The 17,850-nt window shown below is 46.1% G+C and carries 12 protein-coding genes and 1 other RNA gene; 2 read left to right on the top strand and 11 right to left on the bottom strand.

Translation table 11 applies throughout. From position 1 onward, the window contains the following. Nucleotides 1–225: 225 nt before the first annotated feature. The 4 genes from rnc to QUB16_RS26275 form a co-directional block, all read right to left on the bottom strand. Nucleotides 226–930 (bottom strand): ribonuclease III, encoded by a 705-nt coding sequence (gene rnc, locus QUB16_RS26290; RefSeq protein WP_333320704.1) that lies wholly within the window; start codon nucleotides 928–930, stop codon nucleotides 226–228. A 287-nt stretch (nucleotides 931–1,217) separates the two neighbouring features. Then, nucleotides 1,218–1,651, bottom strand: an RNA gene (gene rnpB, locus QUB16_RS26285) — RNase P RNA component class A. Nucleotides 1,652–2,100: 449 nt separating this feature from the next. Continuing rightward, nucleotides 2,101–3,282, bottom strand: a complete 1,182-nt coding sequence (gene corA, locus QUB16_RS26280) for a magnesium/cobalt transporter CorA (RefSeq protein ID WP_333320702.1) — start codon at nucleotides 3,280–3,282, stop codon at nucleotides 2,101–2,103. Between the two features lie 76 nt (nucleotides 3,283–3,358). Continuing rightward, nucleotides 3,359–7,594, bottom strand: a complete 4,236-nt coding sequence (locus QUB16_RS26275; protein ID WP_333320700.1) for a PAS domain-containing protein — start codon at nucleotides 7,592–7,594, stop codon at nucleotides 3,359–3,361. A gap of 860 nt (nucleotides 7,595–8,454) precedes the next feature. On the opposite strand from QUB16_RS26275, the gene hemG reads away from it, so the two are divergent. Continuing rightward, nucleotides 8,455–9,915 (top strand): protoporphyrinogen oxidase, encoded by a 1,461-nt coding sequence (gene hemG / locus QUB16_RS26270; protein ID WP_333320698.1) that lies wholly within the window; start codon nucleotides 8,455–8,457, stop codon nucleotides 9,913–9,915. Nucleotides 9,916–10,032: 117 nt separating this feature from the next. Here hemG and QUB16_RS26265 read toward each other — a convergent pair whose 3' ends face one another. The 5 genes from QUB16_RS26265 to QUB16_RS26245 all read right to left on the bottom strand — a co-directional run bounded on the left by QUB16_RS26265 (nucleotide 10,033) and on the right by QUB16_RS26245 (nucleotide 15,439). Continuing rightward, a complete protein-coding gene (locus tag QUB16_RS26265; protein ID WP_333320696.1) occupies nucleotides 10,033–10,725 on the bottom strand; it encodes a response regulator transcription factor in 693 nt (230 codons plus the stop codon). 105 nt (nucleotides 10,726–10,830) lie between these two features. Beyond that, the gene (locus tag QUB16_RS26260; RefSeq protein WP_333320694.1) at nucleotides 10,831–13,104 is read right to left on the bottom strand and encodes a tetratricopeptide repeat protein; all 2,274 of its coding nucleotides are present in this window, start codon (nucleotides 13,102–13,104) and stop codon (nucleotides 10,831–10,833) included. Nucleotides 13,105–13,677: 573 nt separating this feature from the next. Further along, the gene (psb34, locus tag QUB16_RS26255) at nucleotides 13,678–13,845 is read right to left on the bottom strand and encodes a photosystem II assembly protein Psb34 (protein WP_106333461.1); all 168 of its coding nucleotides are present in this window, start codon (nucleotides 13,843–13,845) and stop codon (nucleotides 13,678–13,680) included. A gap of 69 nt (nucleotides 13,846–13,914) precedes the next feature. Continuing rightward, the gene (locus tag QUB16_RS26250; RefSeq protein WP_333154621.1) at nucleotides 13,915–14,721 is read right to left on the bottom strand and encodes a thiazole synthase; all 807 of its coding nucleotides are present in this window, start codon (nucleotides 14,719–14,721) and stop codon (nucleotides 13,915–13,917) included. Nucleotides 14,722–14,920: 199 nt separating this feature from the next. After that, nucleotides 14,921–15,439, bottom strand: coding sequence for a CdiA C-terminal domain-containing protein (locus QUB16_RS26245; RefSeq protein ID WP_333320692.1), 519 nt, complete (start codon nucleotides 15,437–15,439; stop codon nucleotides 14,921–14,923). Nucleotides 15,440–15,484: 45 nt separating this feature from the next. Here QUB16_RS26245 and QUB16_RS26240 point away from each other — a divergent pair, with 45 nt between their 5' ends. After that, nucleotides 15,485–16,186: a Crp/Fnr family transcriptional regulator gene (locus QUB16_RS26240; RefSeq protein ID WP_333320691.1), complete on the top strand. Its 702-nt coding sequence runs from the start codon at nucleotides 15,485–15,487 to the stop codon at nucleotides 16,184–16,186. 251 nt (nucleotides 16,187–16,437) lie between these two features. Here QUB16_RS26240 and QUB16_RS26235 read toward each other — a convergent pair whose 3' ends face one another. Both QUB16_RS26235 and QUB16_RS26230 read right to left on the bottom strand, forming a co-directional pair. Then, nucleotides 16,438–16,773 carry a cupin domain-containing protein gene (locus QUB16_RS26235; protein WP_333172170.1) on the bottom strand — a complete coding sequence of 112 codons (336 nt, stop codon included), beginning with the start codon at nucleotides 16,771–16,773 and terminating at the stop codon, nucleotides 16,438–16,440. A 92-nt stretch (nucleotides 16,774–16,865) separates the two neighbouring features. Then, entirely contained in the window at nucleotides 16,866–17,645 is a 780-nt protein-coding gene (locus QUB16_RS26230) for a methyltransferase domain-containing protein (protein WP_333320689.1), read from the bottom strand. Nucleotides 17,646–17,850: the final 205 nt, after the last annotated feature.

Raw genomic sequence — 17,850 nt, 5'->3', positions numbered from 1 at the left:
GTTGACTGTTGACTGTTTGCAGTAGTTATTGGTTATTGGTTATTGGTATCAGCTAAGGAATGAGAATTAAATAACTTCCACTCTTGAAAGTGGGATGGGCGTCCCGCCCGTCCTTTTTGGACGGGCGGGACGCCCATCCCACAATAACAATTAAAATTGTAAGTTATTTAATTCGCGCTCCTAACAAATAACCAATAACTGATAACACCATTCAACAGTCAACTGTCAACTGTCAACTAATTTATTGAAAGCTGCCTGAGCCGCTGCTTGTTCGGCCGCTTTGATCGATCGACCTTTTCCCTCTGCTACCAACTTTCCCTGAATGAGAACTTCTGCGGTAAAACGATCCTCCCCGCCCTGCACTGTCCCAGTTTCTTGCACGCTATATTTGGGCAAAGTTTTGTATTTGCCTTGAGTCAACTCTTGGAGAGCAGCTTTGTAGTTTTGGCGGGCCGGATCGCTGCGGATTTCTGTTGCTAAGCGTTGAAAGTGAGAATCTAGCCAAGGGCGAATTAATTCTAAGCTCTGGGTACTCAAATAAAGCGCAGCCAGTACCGCTTCCAAAGCATCGGCCAACCGGGGTTCAGCGCCTGTTTTGTCTGCGGCGGCGCTGCTGGAAACAATTAAATAGCGATCGAACCCGTAACTTTCAGCGATTTTAGCAAGAATGCGATCGCTCACCAAGATCGATCGAATAGCAGCAAATTCCCCCACTGTACAGTCAGGATAAATCTCAAACAACAATTCCGACGCAGCCAGCCGCACAACTGCATCCCCGACAAACTCTAGTTGCTCGTAATTTGCCTTAGCTGACGCGCTCGCATGAGTCAAAGCTAAATCGAGGAGATGCCATTTTATCGAAGCATTCTTCGTCAGTCCCAATTTTTGAATTAATGTTTCAAGTTGCTTTTGGCGACCCGGATAAATCATACCATTTTAGATTTTAGATTTTAGATTTTAGATTTTAGAAGTGGGAATCACGGATTACTATCCGGGTTTGGAGCTTTTCAAAAGTTGCATTATTTTTTTTAACTGGGATCAGATTCATATTAATAAAAAAAAATTAGTTGAAAGACTAAATATTCCTCCGGGTGCTTATGGTGCACCTTACCCAAAATCTTCCTCCGGGTGTGCACTGCACACATTACCCAACATAAAACAGGTCGAAAAGATTTGTTGACCTGATTCCCAAGCGGTAATTTTAATTAAATGGGGGGGGAAAAAGTCGGACATAAGCCGGGTTCTGTTCTCTCAACTGCAAGCAGTTTTCGAGGGCAGTTATCTATCTGGGACGCCTGTTACCAGACGCCTCAAGCGGTACCAAAAAACGGAACTGGTAAAAAACCAACCATAGTCCCTCCGACCTTGCTCCCAACTGGGGTTTACCGAGCCAGCACCTCTCGATGCTGCTGGTGCGCTCTTACCGCACCTTTGCACCCTTACCAAATTAGTGGTTGCTTCCCAGTCAAAAATCCTCAGTTACTTCCTAATGACCAATGACTGCTGACTAATGACTAATTGGCGGTATCTTTCTGTGGCACTATCCTCACGATCGCTCGCACTGGGCGTTACCCAGCAAGTTTGGTTTTTCGGGAGCCCGGACTTTCCTCAGACAAGCTTTCGCTAATCCGCAACCGCCTGCGCCTACTTTTTCCCCAGATTTATTGTACGCGATCGTTCGTCAATCAATGTGGGATTTGAGATTGAATATTTTAACTTGTCGCCCACTTAATTTGGACATTTGTGTTTATTCTCACATCTGGCACTATTGTCAATAAGCTTTTTATGAACAGGCTTTCCGGCCTGTTCCACAATAAAATTCATCTCTTGTGGAACAGGCCGGAAAGCCTGTTCTTGACAATGGTGCAACATCTCAGTTTATTCAAACTCTTGTACTGTGGGCCCGAAGGCCCGCCCAACAATTAAATTTCCCTGCAACTCCCCTTAAATTCACTCACGGATGAATCAGGGGGTCCAAAAGTTGGCAATTATCATGCCAGGATTTATCGCACGGATTCAACTAGGGGCAGGAAACCTTTTTACATAACAGGATTTTGGATTCTTCAATCTTTAATCCCCAATCTCAAATCTTCAATTCGGTTACTTTAATGAGTCATCTTTCACAGTAGAAAAATTATCAAACCAGCCGCGCCGCCAGAAGAAGTAAACTAAACCAGAGGCGATCGCTACCATGATCGCCCAACAAAGCGGATAGCCAAAATACCAATTCAGTTCTGGCATATTCCAGGGCGATTTCTCGGTATTGAAATTCATCCCGTATACTCCCGCAACAAAAGTTAGAGGAATAAATATACTCGAAATCACCGTCAGCAATTTCATGATTTCATTCATTTTATTACCAACCGAAGACAAGTAAACATCCATCAAACCCGAAGACAACTCTCGATAGGTTTCCACCATATCCATCACCTGCACTGTGTGATCGTAACAGTCGCGCAGGTAAATTCGCACCTCTGGACTAATCAAATCACTGCTATCTCGAATCAAAACATTAATTGCATCCCGCTGCGGCCAAATGGCGCGGCGCAGAGTCAGCAATTCGCGCCGGATTTTATAGATTTTTTCCAGGGTTTTGCGGGTGGGGTTTAGCACCACTTCATCCTCTAATTGTTCAATGCGCTCTCCATAAACTTCTAATACAGGGAAGAAGCCATCTATAATCGAATCTAACAGAGTATAAGCCAGATAATCGGCTCCGTGTTTGCGAATCATTCCTTGTCCTTTACGAATGCGATCGCGTACTGGTCCAAAACAATCATAGTCGGGTTCTTCCTGAACAGTTAGCAGGTAATGCTTGCCCAAAATAAAACTTACTTGTTCTTTATGAAAAGTATCGGATTCTGGATGCAGCATCACCATCCAAGCAATGATTAAAATGTGTTCTTCATAATCTACAACTTTCGGTCGCTGGGGAACATTAACTACATCTTCCTGAGCCATTACGTGCAAATTAAATACTTCGGCCATTTGCCGCCAAGTTTCTTTGTTTCCTAATCCCAACATATCCACCCAAGAAACAGATGCTGTATCTAAATACGCAGCACCTTCTTGAGGATTTGCCAAGTGGGCGCGAGTTGCGGCTGTTTCGCAATAATCAATTAATACAATCTCCGGAGGCGGCGCATCGGGTTCTAAGTCGAGAGTTCCCGGCGGAGCCCCCTGATCGTCATAAAAATAGTCAACGTAGGAATCATCATCATCCTCATCATCTTTAATTGGTTTTGCAACGGCATTAGAAGTATGTATGCTTTTGTATACCATGCTAATATTCCTGACTTTTACAACCTTTAATTAGATTATCATTTTTATGGTGCAACTACCACTTACCAATGACTCATTACCTCTGCCGAATTGGAATCTCGATCGCAAATTCAGTTCCCTCTCCAGGCGCGGAAATGCACTGCAGCGTCCCTCCGTGTCTTTCCACCACAATCTGATAGGAGATAGACAGTCCCAAACCTGTACCTTTGCCTACTGGTTTAGTAGTAAAAAACGGGTCAAATACCCGACCTTTAACAGACTCTGCCATTCCACACCCGTTATCGGAAATTACGATCGCAACCCGATTATTCTCCAACACCTCCGTGCGAATCCGAATCGAAGGCAATGTGTCGCAACTTAAAGGTAAACTAGCAAAATCTTGCCCTTCCTCTTCCACATAAGTCGCCAATTCCAACTTCCTCTGCCTGACATTCGCTAAAGCATCAATAGCATTATTTAAAATATTCATAAACACTTGATTTAACTGTCCCACGTAGCACTGTATCTGCGGCAATTTCCCATATTCTTTAACTATCTGAATAGGACGATTTCTACCATTTTCTTTAATCTTGTGTTGCAAAATTAACAGAGCACTCTCTATTCCTTCGTGAATATTAACACGCTTAAGATCGGATTCTTCCAGGCGGGAAAAGTTACGCAAAGACAGAACTATTTGGCGAATTCGATCGGCTCCAGTTTGAATTGAAGTCAGCAGGTGCGGGAAATCCTCTTTCATGAATTCCAGTTCTATTTCTTCTGCCCAATCTTGGATAACAGCAACAGGTTCCGGGTAGTGTGCGTGGTACAAACTGCACAGTTCCAGCAAGTTCTTGGCATACTCACTAGCGTAAGTGATATTACCGTAAATAAAACTGACAGGATTATTGATTTCGTGAGCGATTCCCGCCACTAGCTGTCCCAAACCCGACATTTTTTCCGCTTGAATTAGTTGAGCTTGAGTCCTGCCTAATTGTTTCAATGTTTGCTCTAGCTGGCGATTTTTATGTTTTAATTGAGCTTCGGCTTGTTTGCGCTGGGTAATATTGCGGGCTAGAATAATAATCTGATCGGAATTAAACGGCAACAGTCGGGCTTCATAAGTTTTTTCTCCTTCCGACACGAAAAGCGAATATTCTATATCGATTGAATTTCTTGTTGCGGAAATTTCAAAGATTGCTTGGGCAAATTGGCCGGCGACATTGGGTGGCAATATGTCTGTGATTCGTTGGCCGATAAAATGTTCGGGAGGTACGTATAAACTCGAAGAAGTTCCTGACAAATAATCCACGATTATACCGTCAGCATCTAGTCGAAAATACAAATCAGGCAAAGCGCGAAAAACTGCTTCTAACTCTAAAGTTTTTTGGCGCAATGCTTCCTCGGCGTAGTACCGATCGCTAATATCAAAAATCACCCCGTCCAAATAGCAAACGTTTCCATCTGCGTCAAACACAGGAGAACCCTTATCCCACACCCATTTAACCGTGCCGTCTGCTGCTAGCAAGCGGTATTCCAAGTTATAAGACTCTTTGTTTTCTATGCCTTGCCGAATAGTTGCTTCTACTTTGGCCAAATCTTCCGGGTAAATAATGCTAGCAAAAGTCCGGCATCTCCTGTCCAAAAGCCAAATAAAATCTGCCGCATGGTAGCCCGTTAATAAGTAAACGGCATCGCTAATAAAATTAGTCGAAAAATCGCACTTCCAGCGATAAACCACTCCGGGAATATTAGCTACCAAAGACCTAAATCTGGATTCACTTCTACGCAAAGCTGCTTCCGATTCATGTCGTTCGGTAATATCGTGAGCGAAAGCTAGCACTGCAAATACATTACCTTCAGCGTCGCGCAGGGGAAGTTTTTGGGTATCAAAAATATGTACTGAACCGTCAGCAATAGTTGCCGGATCGCAGGGATTGTGGATGATTTCGCCGACCAATACAGCAGAGTCGTCTGTGCGGAATCCTCGGATATTTTTGGCCAAATTACCAAACACGATTTCTTCTGAAAATCCTAATTCTAAATCGGATTTGCCAATTATTTCTTCGACTGTTTTACCAATTGCTTGAGCGAAACTCTGGTTTGCCAAAATATAGCGAAAACTTTTGTTTTTGGCAAAAATCCAGTCGCTAGTTTTGTCTATTACTGTACGCAGGAGTTGTTCGGAACGTTCGGTTTTTTCCAAAGACGCCTGCAGTTGTAGTTCTAGGCACTTGCGAGCAGTAATGTTTTCAAAAGCAACACCGACGCAGTTGTTGGGTAATGGAAAAGCTTTAATAGAAAAAGCGCGAGTTATTCGACCCCCTTCATCGCACTCAATATCTTCAAGTTCTACGGCTTTCTGGGTGCGAATTACCGAAGCAAATGCTTGGGGAATGTTTTTCGATCGCAGGTGGGGAAAAATCTCGTCGATTGTCATTCCCAAAACATCCGCCATTTCTAATCCGGTAAATAGGGTAGCTGCAGGATTGGAGGCGATCGCCCTGAGAGTGCTGTCATCGTCTATATTTTCTAAATGGTAGACGTACAAACCAATTTGCATATTCTCGACAATTTGGTCGTAGAGGCGCACGCTTTCGTCTACCTGCCTGCGTTCGGTAATATCTTCAGTAATCCCCAAAACGTACTGAGGACGGCCTGTGGCGTCGAGAATTGGCACTTTGCGGGTGTGCAGTATTCTCATACCTTTGTGGCGAGTTTGGATCGGCTCTTCGCCTATGTCTTTAACAGTAGATTGGTTGTGTTCACCGGTCAATATTTCCCTGTCTTGAGCAGTAAAAACATCAGCTTGTTCTTTGGGGTAAATATCGTAGTCATTTTTGCCGATCGCCTCTTGAGAGGTAACACCTGCGATCGTTTCTCCCGCTTTATTCCACAGCACAAATTTCAGCGAAGAAGCATCTTTAGCAAAAACTCCCACCGGCAGATTTTCTACTACGGAATTGAGGAACCCTCTAGCTGATTTTAATTCAGATTCTGCACGCTTGCGTTCGATGCCTAAAGCAATGACATCCGCAACCGATGCTAAAGTTTCCTGAAACGGTGCTGTCAGCGGCTGGCTGCTGATAATTACCATTACTCCCACCAGCCGTTCTTCGACTATTAAAGGGTAGCCGGCGAAGGTGAGAATTTGCTTGGGGATTGGGCAATTTGTCGGCTTTTGACTGGCATTGATAATTGCTACTTCGGAACTTTGCTCATCTGTTGCTTTCGCGGATTCTTCCTCTGGGAGTCCAAAATTATTCAGTTCAAATCCACAGTCAAATTCCGGTTTTTGCTGTTTGGCGATCGAGTTAACCTTACTTTCAATAAACCTAGCCCGATCGTCTGTGCGACTGTATATTCCCGAGGCTGCTTGCAATTGGCAAACATTATGTTGAGAGTTGAAAGTCCAAATTTCAGCAGAAGCGACATCGAGATTTCGCACCATTGCCTCGCAGCAGGGAAGCAGGATATCTTCAGGGTGTTTGGTGAGGGCAATACCCACATCGGCTACCATTGCTGTGAGGCGAGAAGCTTGGGCTTTTTCTGCTTCCAACCGTTTGCGATCGGTGATATCTTCCACCAAAGAAAGCACGGTAAAAGTGTCGCCGCTGCGAATAATTGAGTTGAACCAGCGACACCAAATTACCTGTCCGCTTTTAGTATAGTTGCGGTTAATTGAAGTATTGCCGTTGCCAGTGGCTAGTTCAAGCTCGATCGCGCTTACAGCCTCTCGATCTTCCTCGCAAATCAAAGCCAAATCGCCGAACTGCTTGCCCATCATATCATCGGCTGTCCAGCCAAAGATTTCCTCGGCGCGTTTAGACCATTGAACTATGCGAAAATCTTCATCCCAGCCCACCATTGCCAGGGGACTGTTAGCTGCATTCAACCACAGTAAATGGTTCGATCGGCGTAACTGTTGAGTTTTCTGCTGCTGCCAGCGGTAGTGCCTGGTGATATCTCTACCGACGCCCAAAACCCGCATCTGCTTGCTAGAGGCATCCACCGCTGGCGTGTAAGCAGTTTCGTAAATTTTAATCCCGCCGTCTGCCGTCGTCACCTCATGAATTGCCAGCCGTTTTTCCCCGGTAATAAATACTTGTTGCAGGCAAGAATCAATCTGCGAGATTATATTTTTGACAGCAGCATTATTGGGATATAATTTTAATAATTCCTGATTAGTTTTGTTGACTATTTCAGCAGGCTCCAATCCCATCCAAGCAGCAGCGACTGGATTGATCGATAGGTACTTTTGCTGTCGATCGCACTCTAGGAAAGCATCAACAGAGTTAGAGAAAAAAGACTGAAACAAGTTGATAACTTCCTGCATGGGTATTTTTTCATGAGAAAAGCTTAGTATTGTGGAAACCTCGTGTCTTCAGGCTCATCTGTTGCACCATTTTCAATAAGCTTTTATGAGCGGGCAGGATGCCCAACCCACAAGAAATTAACTCTTTGTGGAACAGGCATCTTGCCTGTTCTTGAGAATGGTGCAAGATGTGAGTAGACCGATCGAGGAAACACTCATCAGGCCGTTTTAACCGCCTTGAATATTGATTATTGCTACACCGGGCTACTTGGTCGCTTGGTACTTTTATGATCTACTTTCAACGGAACAATTACCGTTTTAAATATTTCACGCGCGATCGCATAGCAGCTTGGGCTTACACCCATATTTTTGATAACGTAATCAGTTAAGACGATCGCTGGTCAACTTTCTCTTTTGATTAGGGCATAAAGCCCCATCTCTTCAGAGCGGGGTGCTGACTTGCTTAAGCTCTAAAATTTTCCTAAAGTTAGTTTAACCCACTCAAATCTTTTTGGACACTTTACTGCTGCGTTTCCCAGTGCAATTTTCGGCGCTGTTGCCTATAATACAAAAATTTTAAAGAAATAGTATTTTTGGGAAGATAGCTTAATAACAGCAGATGGTCTTTTTTTACACCAGACCCAGCGGATACAAAAGCGAGATGGATAGACGGGGAGACGGGGAGGTGGGCAGAGGTTAATCCACAACCTGCGAGAAAAATGCTTAAGAAATGCCCGACAGCTTACCGATTTCCAATTCCCAATTCCCGATTCCCAATTCCCGATTCGGTAATCTGAAAGCGGTTTGGCAGTACGCGAAGCAAAGAACGCAAGCCGTGCAAACCCATGTAACATAAAGATTGCGATATTTTTCTATGTAATATGGAACTATTAGATACCTTGATTGTGGGTGCGGGTATTAGCGGTTTGAGTTTGGCGCACGCACTTCACAAGGAAGCAACGAATCCATCCTCGCTAAAGATTTTAGTCGCTGAGAGTCAGGGACGTGTGGGCGGGAACATCACCACTGTGACAGCGGGGGGGTTTCTCTGGGAGGAGGGCCCGAACAGTTTTTCGCCGACGCCGGAATTGATGAAGTTGGCTGTGGATGTGGGATTGAAGCAGGAGTTGATTTTTGCCGATCGCAAATTGCCTCGTTTTGTGTATTGGCAAAAAAAGCTGCAACCGGTGCCGATGACTCCACCGGCGATGATTCAGTCTCAGTTGCTGAGTTTTCCGGGGAAACTGCGGGCGTTGTTCGGGGCTTTGGGATTTGTCGCGCCGGCAATGGGCGCTGGACTTTCGCAGCAGGGTAACGAGGAAACTGTTTCTCAATTTTTCCGCCGTCATCTGGGGCAGGAAGTGATGCAGCGGTTGGTGGAACCTTTTGTTTCTGGGGTTTATGCGGGCGATCCGCAACAACTTAGCGCGGCGGCGGCTTTTGGCCGGGTAGCAAAGATGGCTGATCTGGGTGGCGGGCTGATGGCGGGGGCGCTGCTTTCTGCTAAAAACAGACCGAAGAAAATGCCTGCAGACCCGAATGTTCCTAAGACTAGACCGGGGGAGTTGGGTTCGTTCAAACAGGGGTTGAAGGCTTTGCCAGAGGCGATCGCTGCTGAATTGGGCGATCGAGTGAAACTCAACTGGCACCTGACTCGCCTCGATCGTACAGAACGCGAAACTTACATTGCTGTATTCTCCACGCCCGACGGACAGCAGGAAGTTGAGGCGCGTACCGTGGTTTTGACAACGCCGGCTTATGTTACAGCCGATCTGTTGCAGCCTCTGCAACCCGAAGTTACCAGCGCTTTACAAGCTTTTACTTATCCTACGGTTGCCTGCGTGGTATTAGCATATCCGCAGTCTGATGTCAAGGAAAAATTAGTAGGTTTTGGAAATTTAATTCCGAGGGGGCAGGGAATTCGCACTCTGGGGACGATTTGGACATCAAGTTTATTTGCCGATCGCACGCCTGCGGGCTGGCACACTCTCACCAGTTTCATCGGCGGGGCTACAGACTCGGAAATTGGCAATCTCGACTCAGAAGAAATCGTTCGGGAGGTGCACCGAGATTTGTCTCGGATTTTGCTGAAACCAGATGTGCCACAGCCTAAAGTTTTAGCGGTGAATGTGTGGAAGCGGGCGATTCCTCAGTACAATTTGGGGCATTTCGATCGCCTGCAACAAATCGATGAAGGCTTAAAATCTTTGCCTGGGCTGTATTTGTGCAGTAACTACGTTGGCGGCGTGGCTTTGGGAGATTGCGTGCGAAGGGGTTCCGATCTTGCACGAGAAGTGGGCGACTATTTGCAGAACAAACAATCAGATACTCGATCGATCTGAATTATTGTGTGGGAGGGCGGGTTTACACATATCGAGGATGTTAATCAGAGATATTGGTGAACCCGCCCCTATACAGCCTTCTGCCTGGTGTGCCGACGGACGTGCCGGCGAATGCTACTAGGTTGTTGGCTCAAACTTGTAACCCACCCCCCTGACGGTTTGAATCATCGGCATTTGATTGGGATCTAGTTCAATTTTGCGACGAATTTGACCGATATGGACATCCACCACGCGATCGGCTCCTACATACTCGTAGTCCCACACTTCATGCAGCAATTCCGATCGCCTCCATACGCGACCGGGTTTGCTGGCCAAACAGTACAGCAGATCGAATTCTAAAGCAGTCAAAGCAACTATCTGACTGCCGAGAATTACCTCGCGGCGAACCGGATCTATTAGTAGCTCTCCAAAAGTAAGACTTTGTTGTTCGGCGGGAGTAACAATGCGTTTGCGCTTCAAAATTGCTGCAACGCGAGCTCCAATCTCTACAAGACTAAAAGGTTTAGTAATGTAGTCGTCAGCACCTTCGGCAAACCCTTTCATTTTGTCAGCTTCATCGGTTCGGGCAGTCAGCATCAACACAAACACGCCCGTGCGTCTTTGCATTTCTTGACACAGTTTGTAACCAGTTGTATCAGGTAAATTTACATCTAGAACTACTAAGTCAGGATTGAGTTGCTCAAATAATTCCAGACCAGTCTCACCGTCCTCGCCAGACTCAACTTGATAACCTTGCTGGCTCAAAAAACGGTGAATTAAATTTCGGATTGCCGGGTCGTCATCAACCACAAGGATTTTTACAGGGGCCATGACCACAAGTTTGCTTGAAGAATTAGGCAAGAAGATTCAGCCATAATAATAGAAAACTGGATACAAATCTCGAAAAAATTGAGCTTTTAATAGTTATAGCCATATTTATAACCTACGCAAGATTTCGGGCAATAAATCTCCGGGAACTTTGGATAAGGCTAAATTTTGGCCGGGCAGCCCACATTCACTATAGAAAGCTCTAATCGTTTTGACAATATAGCTCAATGCTGTTTGCCGGGAATCAGCAGCTTGGGAGTTTGCCGGGGCTTGCAGGTTGAGTTTATCCCCATATATTAACCCTTTGTCATTGAGATATTGTCCCCATTCGGCGCACACTTGCAACTGGTGCTGCAGTGCTGCTTCTAGATGGCTTGTCTGTGCGACTTTGTTAGCGGCGAAATCTGGGTCTGTGGCTAGTTGATAGTGGGCTAGTCCGAGATTGTTGCGGGCGGCCAAGGCGTCAAAAGTGAGTTTGGTTCGATCGATCTCTCCGGCAATATCCAGGGCGGCTTCGTAGGCGGTAATCGCCTGCTGCAATGATTCCGTCCGCGCCTGTTTCTGCTGGAAGTGGTTCGCCAAATGCCAATAAGCGGTACCGAGATTGTTGTAGGTGGCGGCGGCTGCTGCAGGTACTAATTCTCGGGTGCGGTATTTCAATGCTTCGCGGTAGGCGGAAATCGCCCTGACTAGCAGGGGTTCTGAGGGTTGGTGCTGGGCGAGGTTCCAGCAGGCGGTACCAAGGTTGTTTTGCACTCCGGCATAGTTGAGGGGTTCTCGTTCGGGACTGTAACAGGAGAGGGCTTGGGTGTAAGCTGCGATCGCGCTTTTGAGATATACGATCGGCTCACCATCTTGGGCTAAATTCCAGTATGCTGTCGCCAAATTATTCTGAGCAGCAGCGTACTGCTGAGGCTCCACGGCGGGGTCTAGATCCAGCAGCGCTTGTTGGTAAGCTGCAACTGCGTGCTGCAAGTTCTCTGTCTTGTCTCGATAGCGGGCTAAATCGGCCGAGGCGATTCCCAAATTTTTGTTTAATCTAACGCGGGTTTGGGGTACGGTTTCGGCATCTGTTCGGTTCAAACCTTCAAGGTAGAGGGCGATGCTGCGTTCAAGGCTGGATACTGGATCTGAGGCGTTGAGGGCATTGGTGCGATCGCGCGACAGCATCCAGTAGAGAGTGCCGAGATCGTTGAGCAGATCGGAAATTGGCGGTAGGCTGTGGGACTCCTGGGCGTACTGAGTTAAATTTTCTGTCAATTGGGCAATCAGCCGCGCGCATTCCTCAGTTAGTGGTTGATTTTGCTGCGAGTTGCTGTCAACGTCGAGATACGCAATCACTTGTTCGATCGCGCGAATGGCGATTGTCAGGTTTTGCTCTGAAACGTCTCCGCCCAGAATGCGATCGCGGTAGTAATTTCCCAAACCGTGATAAGCCAAAGCCAATGCTTCGGAACAACACTGATGTTCTTGCAGCAGTTCGATGTATTGCAGGGTTTGCAGCGGTAGAAAATTCTCCTCTGATGCGGCATTATTTTCGGCTTCCAAATCCTCAGAAGCCGCTGCTAGCACCAAATCTGCCAGTTGCAGGGATTTAGAATCTGGCGCTGGGGACGGGGTATAGGAAATTGGGGATTGTTCGTCATCTGCCAATGGGAGGGATTTAGAATCTGGCCCTGGGGACGGGGGATAGGAAATTGGGAATTGTTCATCGGGAATTGGGGATTGTCCAGACAAAGAAGATATTAAAAGTTTGTTACCAAAGTCTCCGCTGTCCCGCAAGTTTCGCAAGTCTCCTGAGTTCCCGAAGTCTTCAAAGTGCCCCAAGTCTCCCTTAGCTGGAGTTGGTTCGCCTTCAAACTCAAATACTCCGGTTCGCCAGTGCCAAAATTCTGGGGCCGATTGTTCGATCGAACTCAGCCAGGGCCGCGACACCCACAGCAACAGAGCAGACTCGCACAATTGCAGGTTTGCTTCAATGTCCCTCAAATAGCTCAGGAACGACCACTGCACGGCTGCTGACTGCCTGGTCAGGTGTTCTGCCCCGATAATTTGAAATCCCGGCAAACGGCTGTAGCTGCCTCTGTTTTGCGGCGGTGGGTGTTGGGTGAGCCACGCGGCGATCGAACCCCAAGGATTTGGCTCGCTCAAGTCGAGTTCCAAACTGACAAATCGGGGGTAGTCGATCGGGGAGCGAGGATCGGAGCCTGCGCTCTCTGCGACTAATTCTGTGTGTAAGCGGGCTGCCAGACAGTCCCGCAAGCACAAGTCGTCGCAGGCGGCGATAAAAATTTGACGGCGTAAATTGAGGTCGATCGCCTGTTTCAAGCGTTGGTAGATCAGCTTGTTCGAGCTAGAAACTTTTTGGGAAGGAATAGACATCAGGATCAGCCGATTTTAGATTTTAGATTTTAGGTTTTAGGTTTTAGATTTTGGATTGTAGATTTTAGATTGTAGAGTTGAGAGTTGAAATCTCGATCGCTCATAACTCACAACTTGCGCCCCGAAGGCAGTCAATCGATTTTAGATTTTAGATTTTAGATTTTAGATTGAAGCCTTGACCCCACGGATAAATTCGGAGGCTCCTTTATCGGATACAGGTTTTTTATTTCTGGACGGATGAATCACGTGGCTTGTATCCTGGATGCTTGATTGTCAATCGCACCGGTGATGACTAAAGGATTGTAGATTTTCAATTGGCAATTTTATGTGGGTGGCGAACCAGTGTGATTAAGTGCAACCCAAGTCCCTGAACCCTACAGCCGAGAGGAAAACACCAAATTTATGCTGGTCTTATTTAGCTTTCGGGCTCGCTCGGCACGCTTCAGGATTGTCGCAACTCCCTGCTTTGTATTGAAACACAAAAACCATGTTTCCTTGGGAAAGGAAAACATGGTTTCTCGAAGGATTATTTAAAATTGCGATTTGAAGCAGCTTTGAGTCTCAGGCCAGTTTTCAGACGGAGGCAGCCACGTACACCAAACCGGCGACTAACATGGCTGCTGCAATACCCATGATGATGTAGTTGCGTTGCTGATTTTTGTTGGGAGGTACGGCTTCATACACCTTCGGCTCTTTAGCAAAGTTGTTCAGGCGTCCATCGTCATCTTTGATGTAAGGCATCAGTCACAATCCTTAATATTTTTGATGTTTACAACTCTACCAAAAAAGCGCCCAGGAAAATTCAGGAATTTATTTGGATGTGACAGTGCCTGTTTGCGGAGAAGAGGCGATCGCGTAATCTTTGATCGGCATTCTGCCTGCTAAGTACGCCATCCGCCCCGCTTCTGCGGCCATTCCCATTGCTTTTGCCATTGCCGGGGAATTTTGGGCATTGGCGATCGCGGAATTAATCAACAGTGCATCGGCTCCCATTTCCATTGCTCTGGCTGCTTCGCTGGGGGTTCCGATCCCCGCATCGACAACCACAGGAACCTTCACGGTGTCAATAATTATTTGAATGTTGGCCGCATTGTTGATCCCTTGCCCTGAACCGATGGGCGAACCTAAAGGCATGACTGTCGCACAACCGACTTCTTCGAGGCGTTTGGCTAGCAAGGGATCGGCATTGATGTAGGGCAAAACGGCAAAACCTTCTTTAACTAATTGTTCTGCAGCTTCCAAAGTGCCGATCGGATCTGGCAGCAAATATTTAGCATCGGGAATCACTTCTAATTTGACAAAATTATTGTCTTCTTGCCCTAAAAGTTTCGCCATTTCCCGCCCTAAACGAGCTACTCTAATTGCCTCATCCGCAGTTTGACAACCAGCAGTATTTGGCAGCATCCAGATTTTAGTCCAATCGAGAGCCTCTGCCAATCCTTCATGCCCCGGAGCATTTGTTTGCACTCGCCGCACAGCCACGGTAACAATTTCGCACCTGCTAGCGTTGACGCTTTGCTGCATTTCTGCGATGCTGCGATATTTTCCCGTCCCCGTCATCAAGCGAGAATGAAAAGTTTTGCCTGCGATAACCAGAGGTTTATCTAAAGATGGCATTGCGGTATCTACTGGATAGCCAAAAATACTATACTCAAGTGCCTCTTCCCACTGTGTTCGGCCACCCATCATCTCTTCAAGCTGCCAACCTTCTTTTATGGTTAGATCATCGCGGGTAACAGCATATAAAATTTGGCCTACAGTAATTAGTTTAGCATCTCGCGGCATATTATTTTTCAACCCGCACTCTACGATTTCTTTAAATTCGCTGAAATGGTCTTCCATTTTGCCAGTCTTCCCTTGTAATGATTTGAATTTGTTTGCTGTTGGCAACAAAAGTTATTTGTTGAATCTGGTTTTGGGTATCCCAAAACAGACCTTGTTTGATGCCAGCGTTGATTTTCCAGACCTCGTAATTTTCTCGGTTGATGTGAAAAATAACTACTGATGCACCTTGATTTTTTGCCCTGCTGATTCCTTCTTGAACTCGATACCTGATGTTCCTCGTAGATTCTGTTAACTCCTTAAATTCGCAAATCTGACCGTCTATCTCAGCGTCTGGCGTTCTCACACCCTCTGCTGCTTGCTCGCTCAACAGCGTAACTCTCTTTCCCATTTTAGCCAAAACTTCAGCGACAAAACTTTCTGAATTATTAAGATTGTGTTGTTGGTGAATTAGCACAAATCCGCCAGCTATCTCATCAAAATAATATCGCCGATATTCTGGTTCTGCATTTTCGTAGATGGCTCTGCTTGTTTCGATATATTCTGAATTCACCGTTACTATACTCTCAATGGACTCGGATCGGGTAGAGTTAAAGGTATGAAATCAACTGTTGAGCAACTGGCTAAAATTGGAATATTTACCAGCTTAAACCAAACTGAATTAGAGGGATTGCAAGAACATACAGCAATTCGGAGTTACCGACAGGGAGAAGTTGTGATGTATGAGGGCGATCGCATCCCGGAAAAATTATACACTCTTTTGAGCGGTTCTCTGCGGGTTGCAAAAACAGCGGCGGCGGGCAAAGAAACAATTCTCCGCACTTTATTTCAGGGAGATATTTTTGCCGCACCTGCTTTGCTAGGCAACGGCATTGCCCCCGCAACGGTGACTGCAGAAACTGATGTGGAAGTTCTTACCACAGAACGGGAAGTTTTGCTAGCAGCAATTCGGGAAAATCCTGAGATTGCTTTGCGAATATTGGCGGTGTTTAATCAGCGGTTGCAGCAACTGCACGAGACAGTGCACGGTTTGGTGTCGGAAAGGGCGATCGTGCGGCTGGCCCGATTTATTCATTACTTTGCCGTCGCGCAAGGTACGAAGCTTGCGGATAATAGTGTATGTTTAGAAAAACGTTTTCCCTACTATCAAATTGCTCGCAGTATTGGCATTACCTACGAAGAATGCGTGCGGTTATTTAAGAAACTCAAGCCGTTTGTTTCCTACAGTCGAGGCGGTAAAATTATTATATTAGATTGGGAAAAATTGGAGGATGTCGCCTCTGGAGATGAAATAGAATAAATGTTAAAATCCCAAGGCTCGTAGGGGCGGGTTTTACCAACAATTTACGTCTCAAACTAACAATCTCGTAAACCCGCCCCGCCCCAACTGATGATGCTACGGGACATGATTTCACAAACAATATTTGACTGCAACTCACTATCTACATAAACCCGCCCCGATTCACGGGTTGTGGGGGGCGGGTTTATGAGATTATTGATTTTAGGCAAGTATGGTTGGTAAAACCCGCCCCTACAGCAATATTTATGGGATTAATGAGGCTCGGAAAGTGTCAAAATAAACGCCAAATTTTCTTCGGCTTTCAAAGCGTGAAGAGCTTGACCGGGCATGAAGACAAATACCCCCGGTTCCAAAACAATATCCTTGCCTTCCAAAGTCAAAATACCTTTTCCTTCGATGACATTAACTGTGGCATTCCGTGCCGAAGAGTGTTCGGAAATTTCCGTTCCTGCTGCCAGACAAAATAAACTGTACTGACAATTCTTGTCTTTGACTAAAATTTTGTTCAAGACTCCGGCGGCGGGATATTCAATGGCGTCTCGGAGTTGGATTGCTGAAGATTGTAGCGGTAAAAGAGTAGTAGTCATAGTTTTTGACAATTAATTAATTTGGTCACAAGTCTCGAATTTATCAGTGGCTTCACTTTCTTCAATCGAAAATCGAAAATCGATTGACTTTGTTAAGATTGTTTTTTGGCAGAGATAACGATGTAGCCTAGATCCTGTTGGTAATGCTGGAAAACTCGACGCATTGCTAAGATACGATCGCGAATTTGCGATCGACTTAAAATATTCCACAAAATCCGCACAGTACCCACAAACCCTTCATCTTGCAGCATTCGCGACAAATTGAGGAGTCCCATCGCCCCACTTTGACACTTTTCTACTTGCAAACCCGCGTTTTGGTAAACAGCAATCCAGCCAGACTCAGACAAAGGCGTTGAATTAGCCCGCGTCACTTCTGATAAAGCTTTGTGAATTTCTGATTCTCGGTTTCTAGCTAAAAGTTCGTGAGAGAGAAACTTGCCACCTGGTTTTAAACGATCGCAAATTCCCGATACAATTTTAGCTTTCCCCGACGGCGACTGCATTGTCAGGATAGCTTCAGCCAACACCCAATCAAACTGTTGGGAAATCCGATCCAACTGAAAAATATCTCCTTCCACAATTTCCACTCGATCGCTCAAACCGGCTGCTGCAACATTAGCACGAGCGCGGGCTACACTGTCGGGATTTTTCTCAACTCCCACTACTTTTACGCCAAAACGTTCAACAAGGGCGATCGAACTATATCCAAAACTAGCAGCCAACTCCAAAACAGTCTCCCCAGGCTGAAAATCCGCCCATTCAAATAACTGTTCCGTAGCAAGTTTCCCCCCCGGCCTCAGCATTTTCTTGCCAGCCGCCGCGAGCACTTCATGTCCCGGTGCAGTCTTAAAATTCAGAGCAGTATTGGTCATTGAATTGACCTCCTATTTAACCTTACTCTCAGTTTGCCAAATTTTCCCAAATCTTTCTATGATCTAGCTCATATTCAAATTATCGTAGGCTGAGGCACCCTACAATATCAAGAATTATACCATGTCCGCCGGGAGCATCTCAGTTTTGCATTTACAGTGCGAGCGTCCCCGCTCGCGTATTGTACAATACGCGAGCGGGGACGCT

The sequence above is a fragment of the Microcoleus sp. D3_18a_C4 genome, assembly GCF_036702415.1.
Lineage (GTDB): Bacteria > Cyanobacteriota > Cyanobacteriia > Cyanobacteriales > Microcoleaceae > Microcoleus.
Note: the sequence above shows the minus strand (reverse complement) of the source record. Positions and strands in the feature narration are given on the sequence as shown.

Bases quoted from the DNA above. Each gene is read 5' to 3' on its own strand.
- rnc (WP_333320704.1), bottom strand. From the start codon at position 930: ATGATTTATCCGGGTCGCCAAAAGCAACTTGAAACATTAATTCAAAAA.
- corA (WP_333320702.1), bottom strand. From the start codon at position 3,282: ATGGTATACAAAAGCATACATACTTCTAATGCCGTTGCAAAACCAATT.
- QUB16_RS26275 (WP_333320700.1), bottom strand. From the start codon at position 7,594: ATGCAGGAAGTTATCAACTTGTTTCAGTCTTTTTTCTCTAACTCTGTT.
- hemG (WP_333320698.1), top strand. From the start codon at position 8,455: ATGGAACTATTAGATACCTTGATTGTGGGTGCGGGTATTAGCGGTTTG.
- QUB16_RS26265 (WP_333320696.1), bottom strand. From the start codon at position 10,725: ATGGCCCCTGTAAAAATCCTTGTGGTTGATGACGACCCGGCAATCCGA.
- QUB16_RS26260 (WP_333320694.1), bottom strand. From the start codon at position 13,104: ATGTCTATTCCTTCCCAAAAAGTTTCTAGCTCGAACAAGCTGATCTAC.
- psb34 (WP_106333461.1), bottom strand. From the start codon at position 13,845: ATGCCTTACATCAAAGATGACGATGGACGCCTGAACAACTTTGCTAAA.
- QUB16_RS26250 (WP_333154621.1), bottom strand. From the start codon at position 14,721: ATGCCATCTTTAGATAAACCTCTGGTTATCGCAGGCAAAACTTTTCAT.
- QUB16_RS26240 (WP_333320691.1), top strand. From the start codon at position 15,485: ATGAAATCAACTGTTGAGCAACTGGCTAAAATTGGAATATTTACCAGC.
- QUB16_RS26235 (WP_333172170.1), bottom strand. From the start codon at position 16,773: ATGACTACTACTCTTTTACCGCTACAATCTTCAGCAATCCAACTCCGA.
- QUB16_RS26230 (WP_333320689.1), bottom strand. From the start codon at position 17,645: ATGACCAATACTGCTCTGAATTTTAAGACTGCACCGGGACATGAAGTG.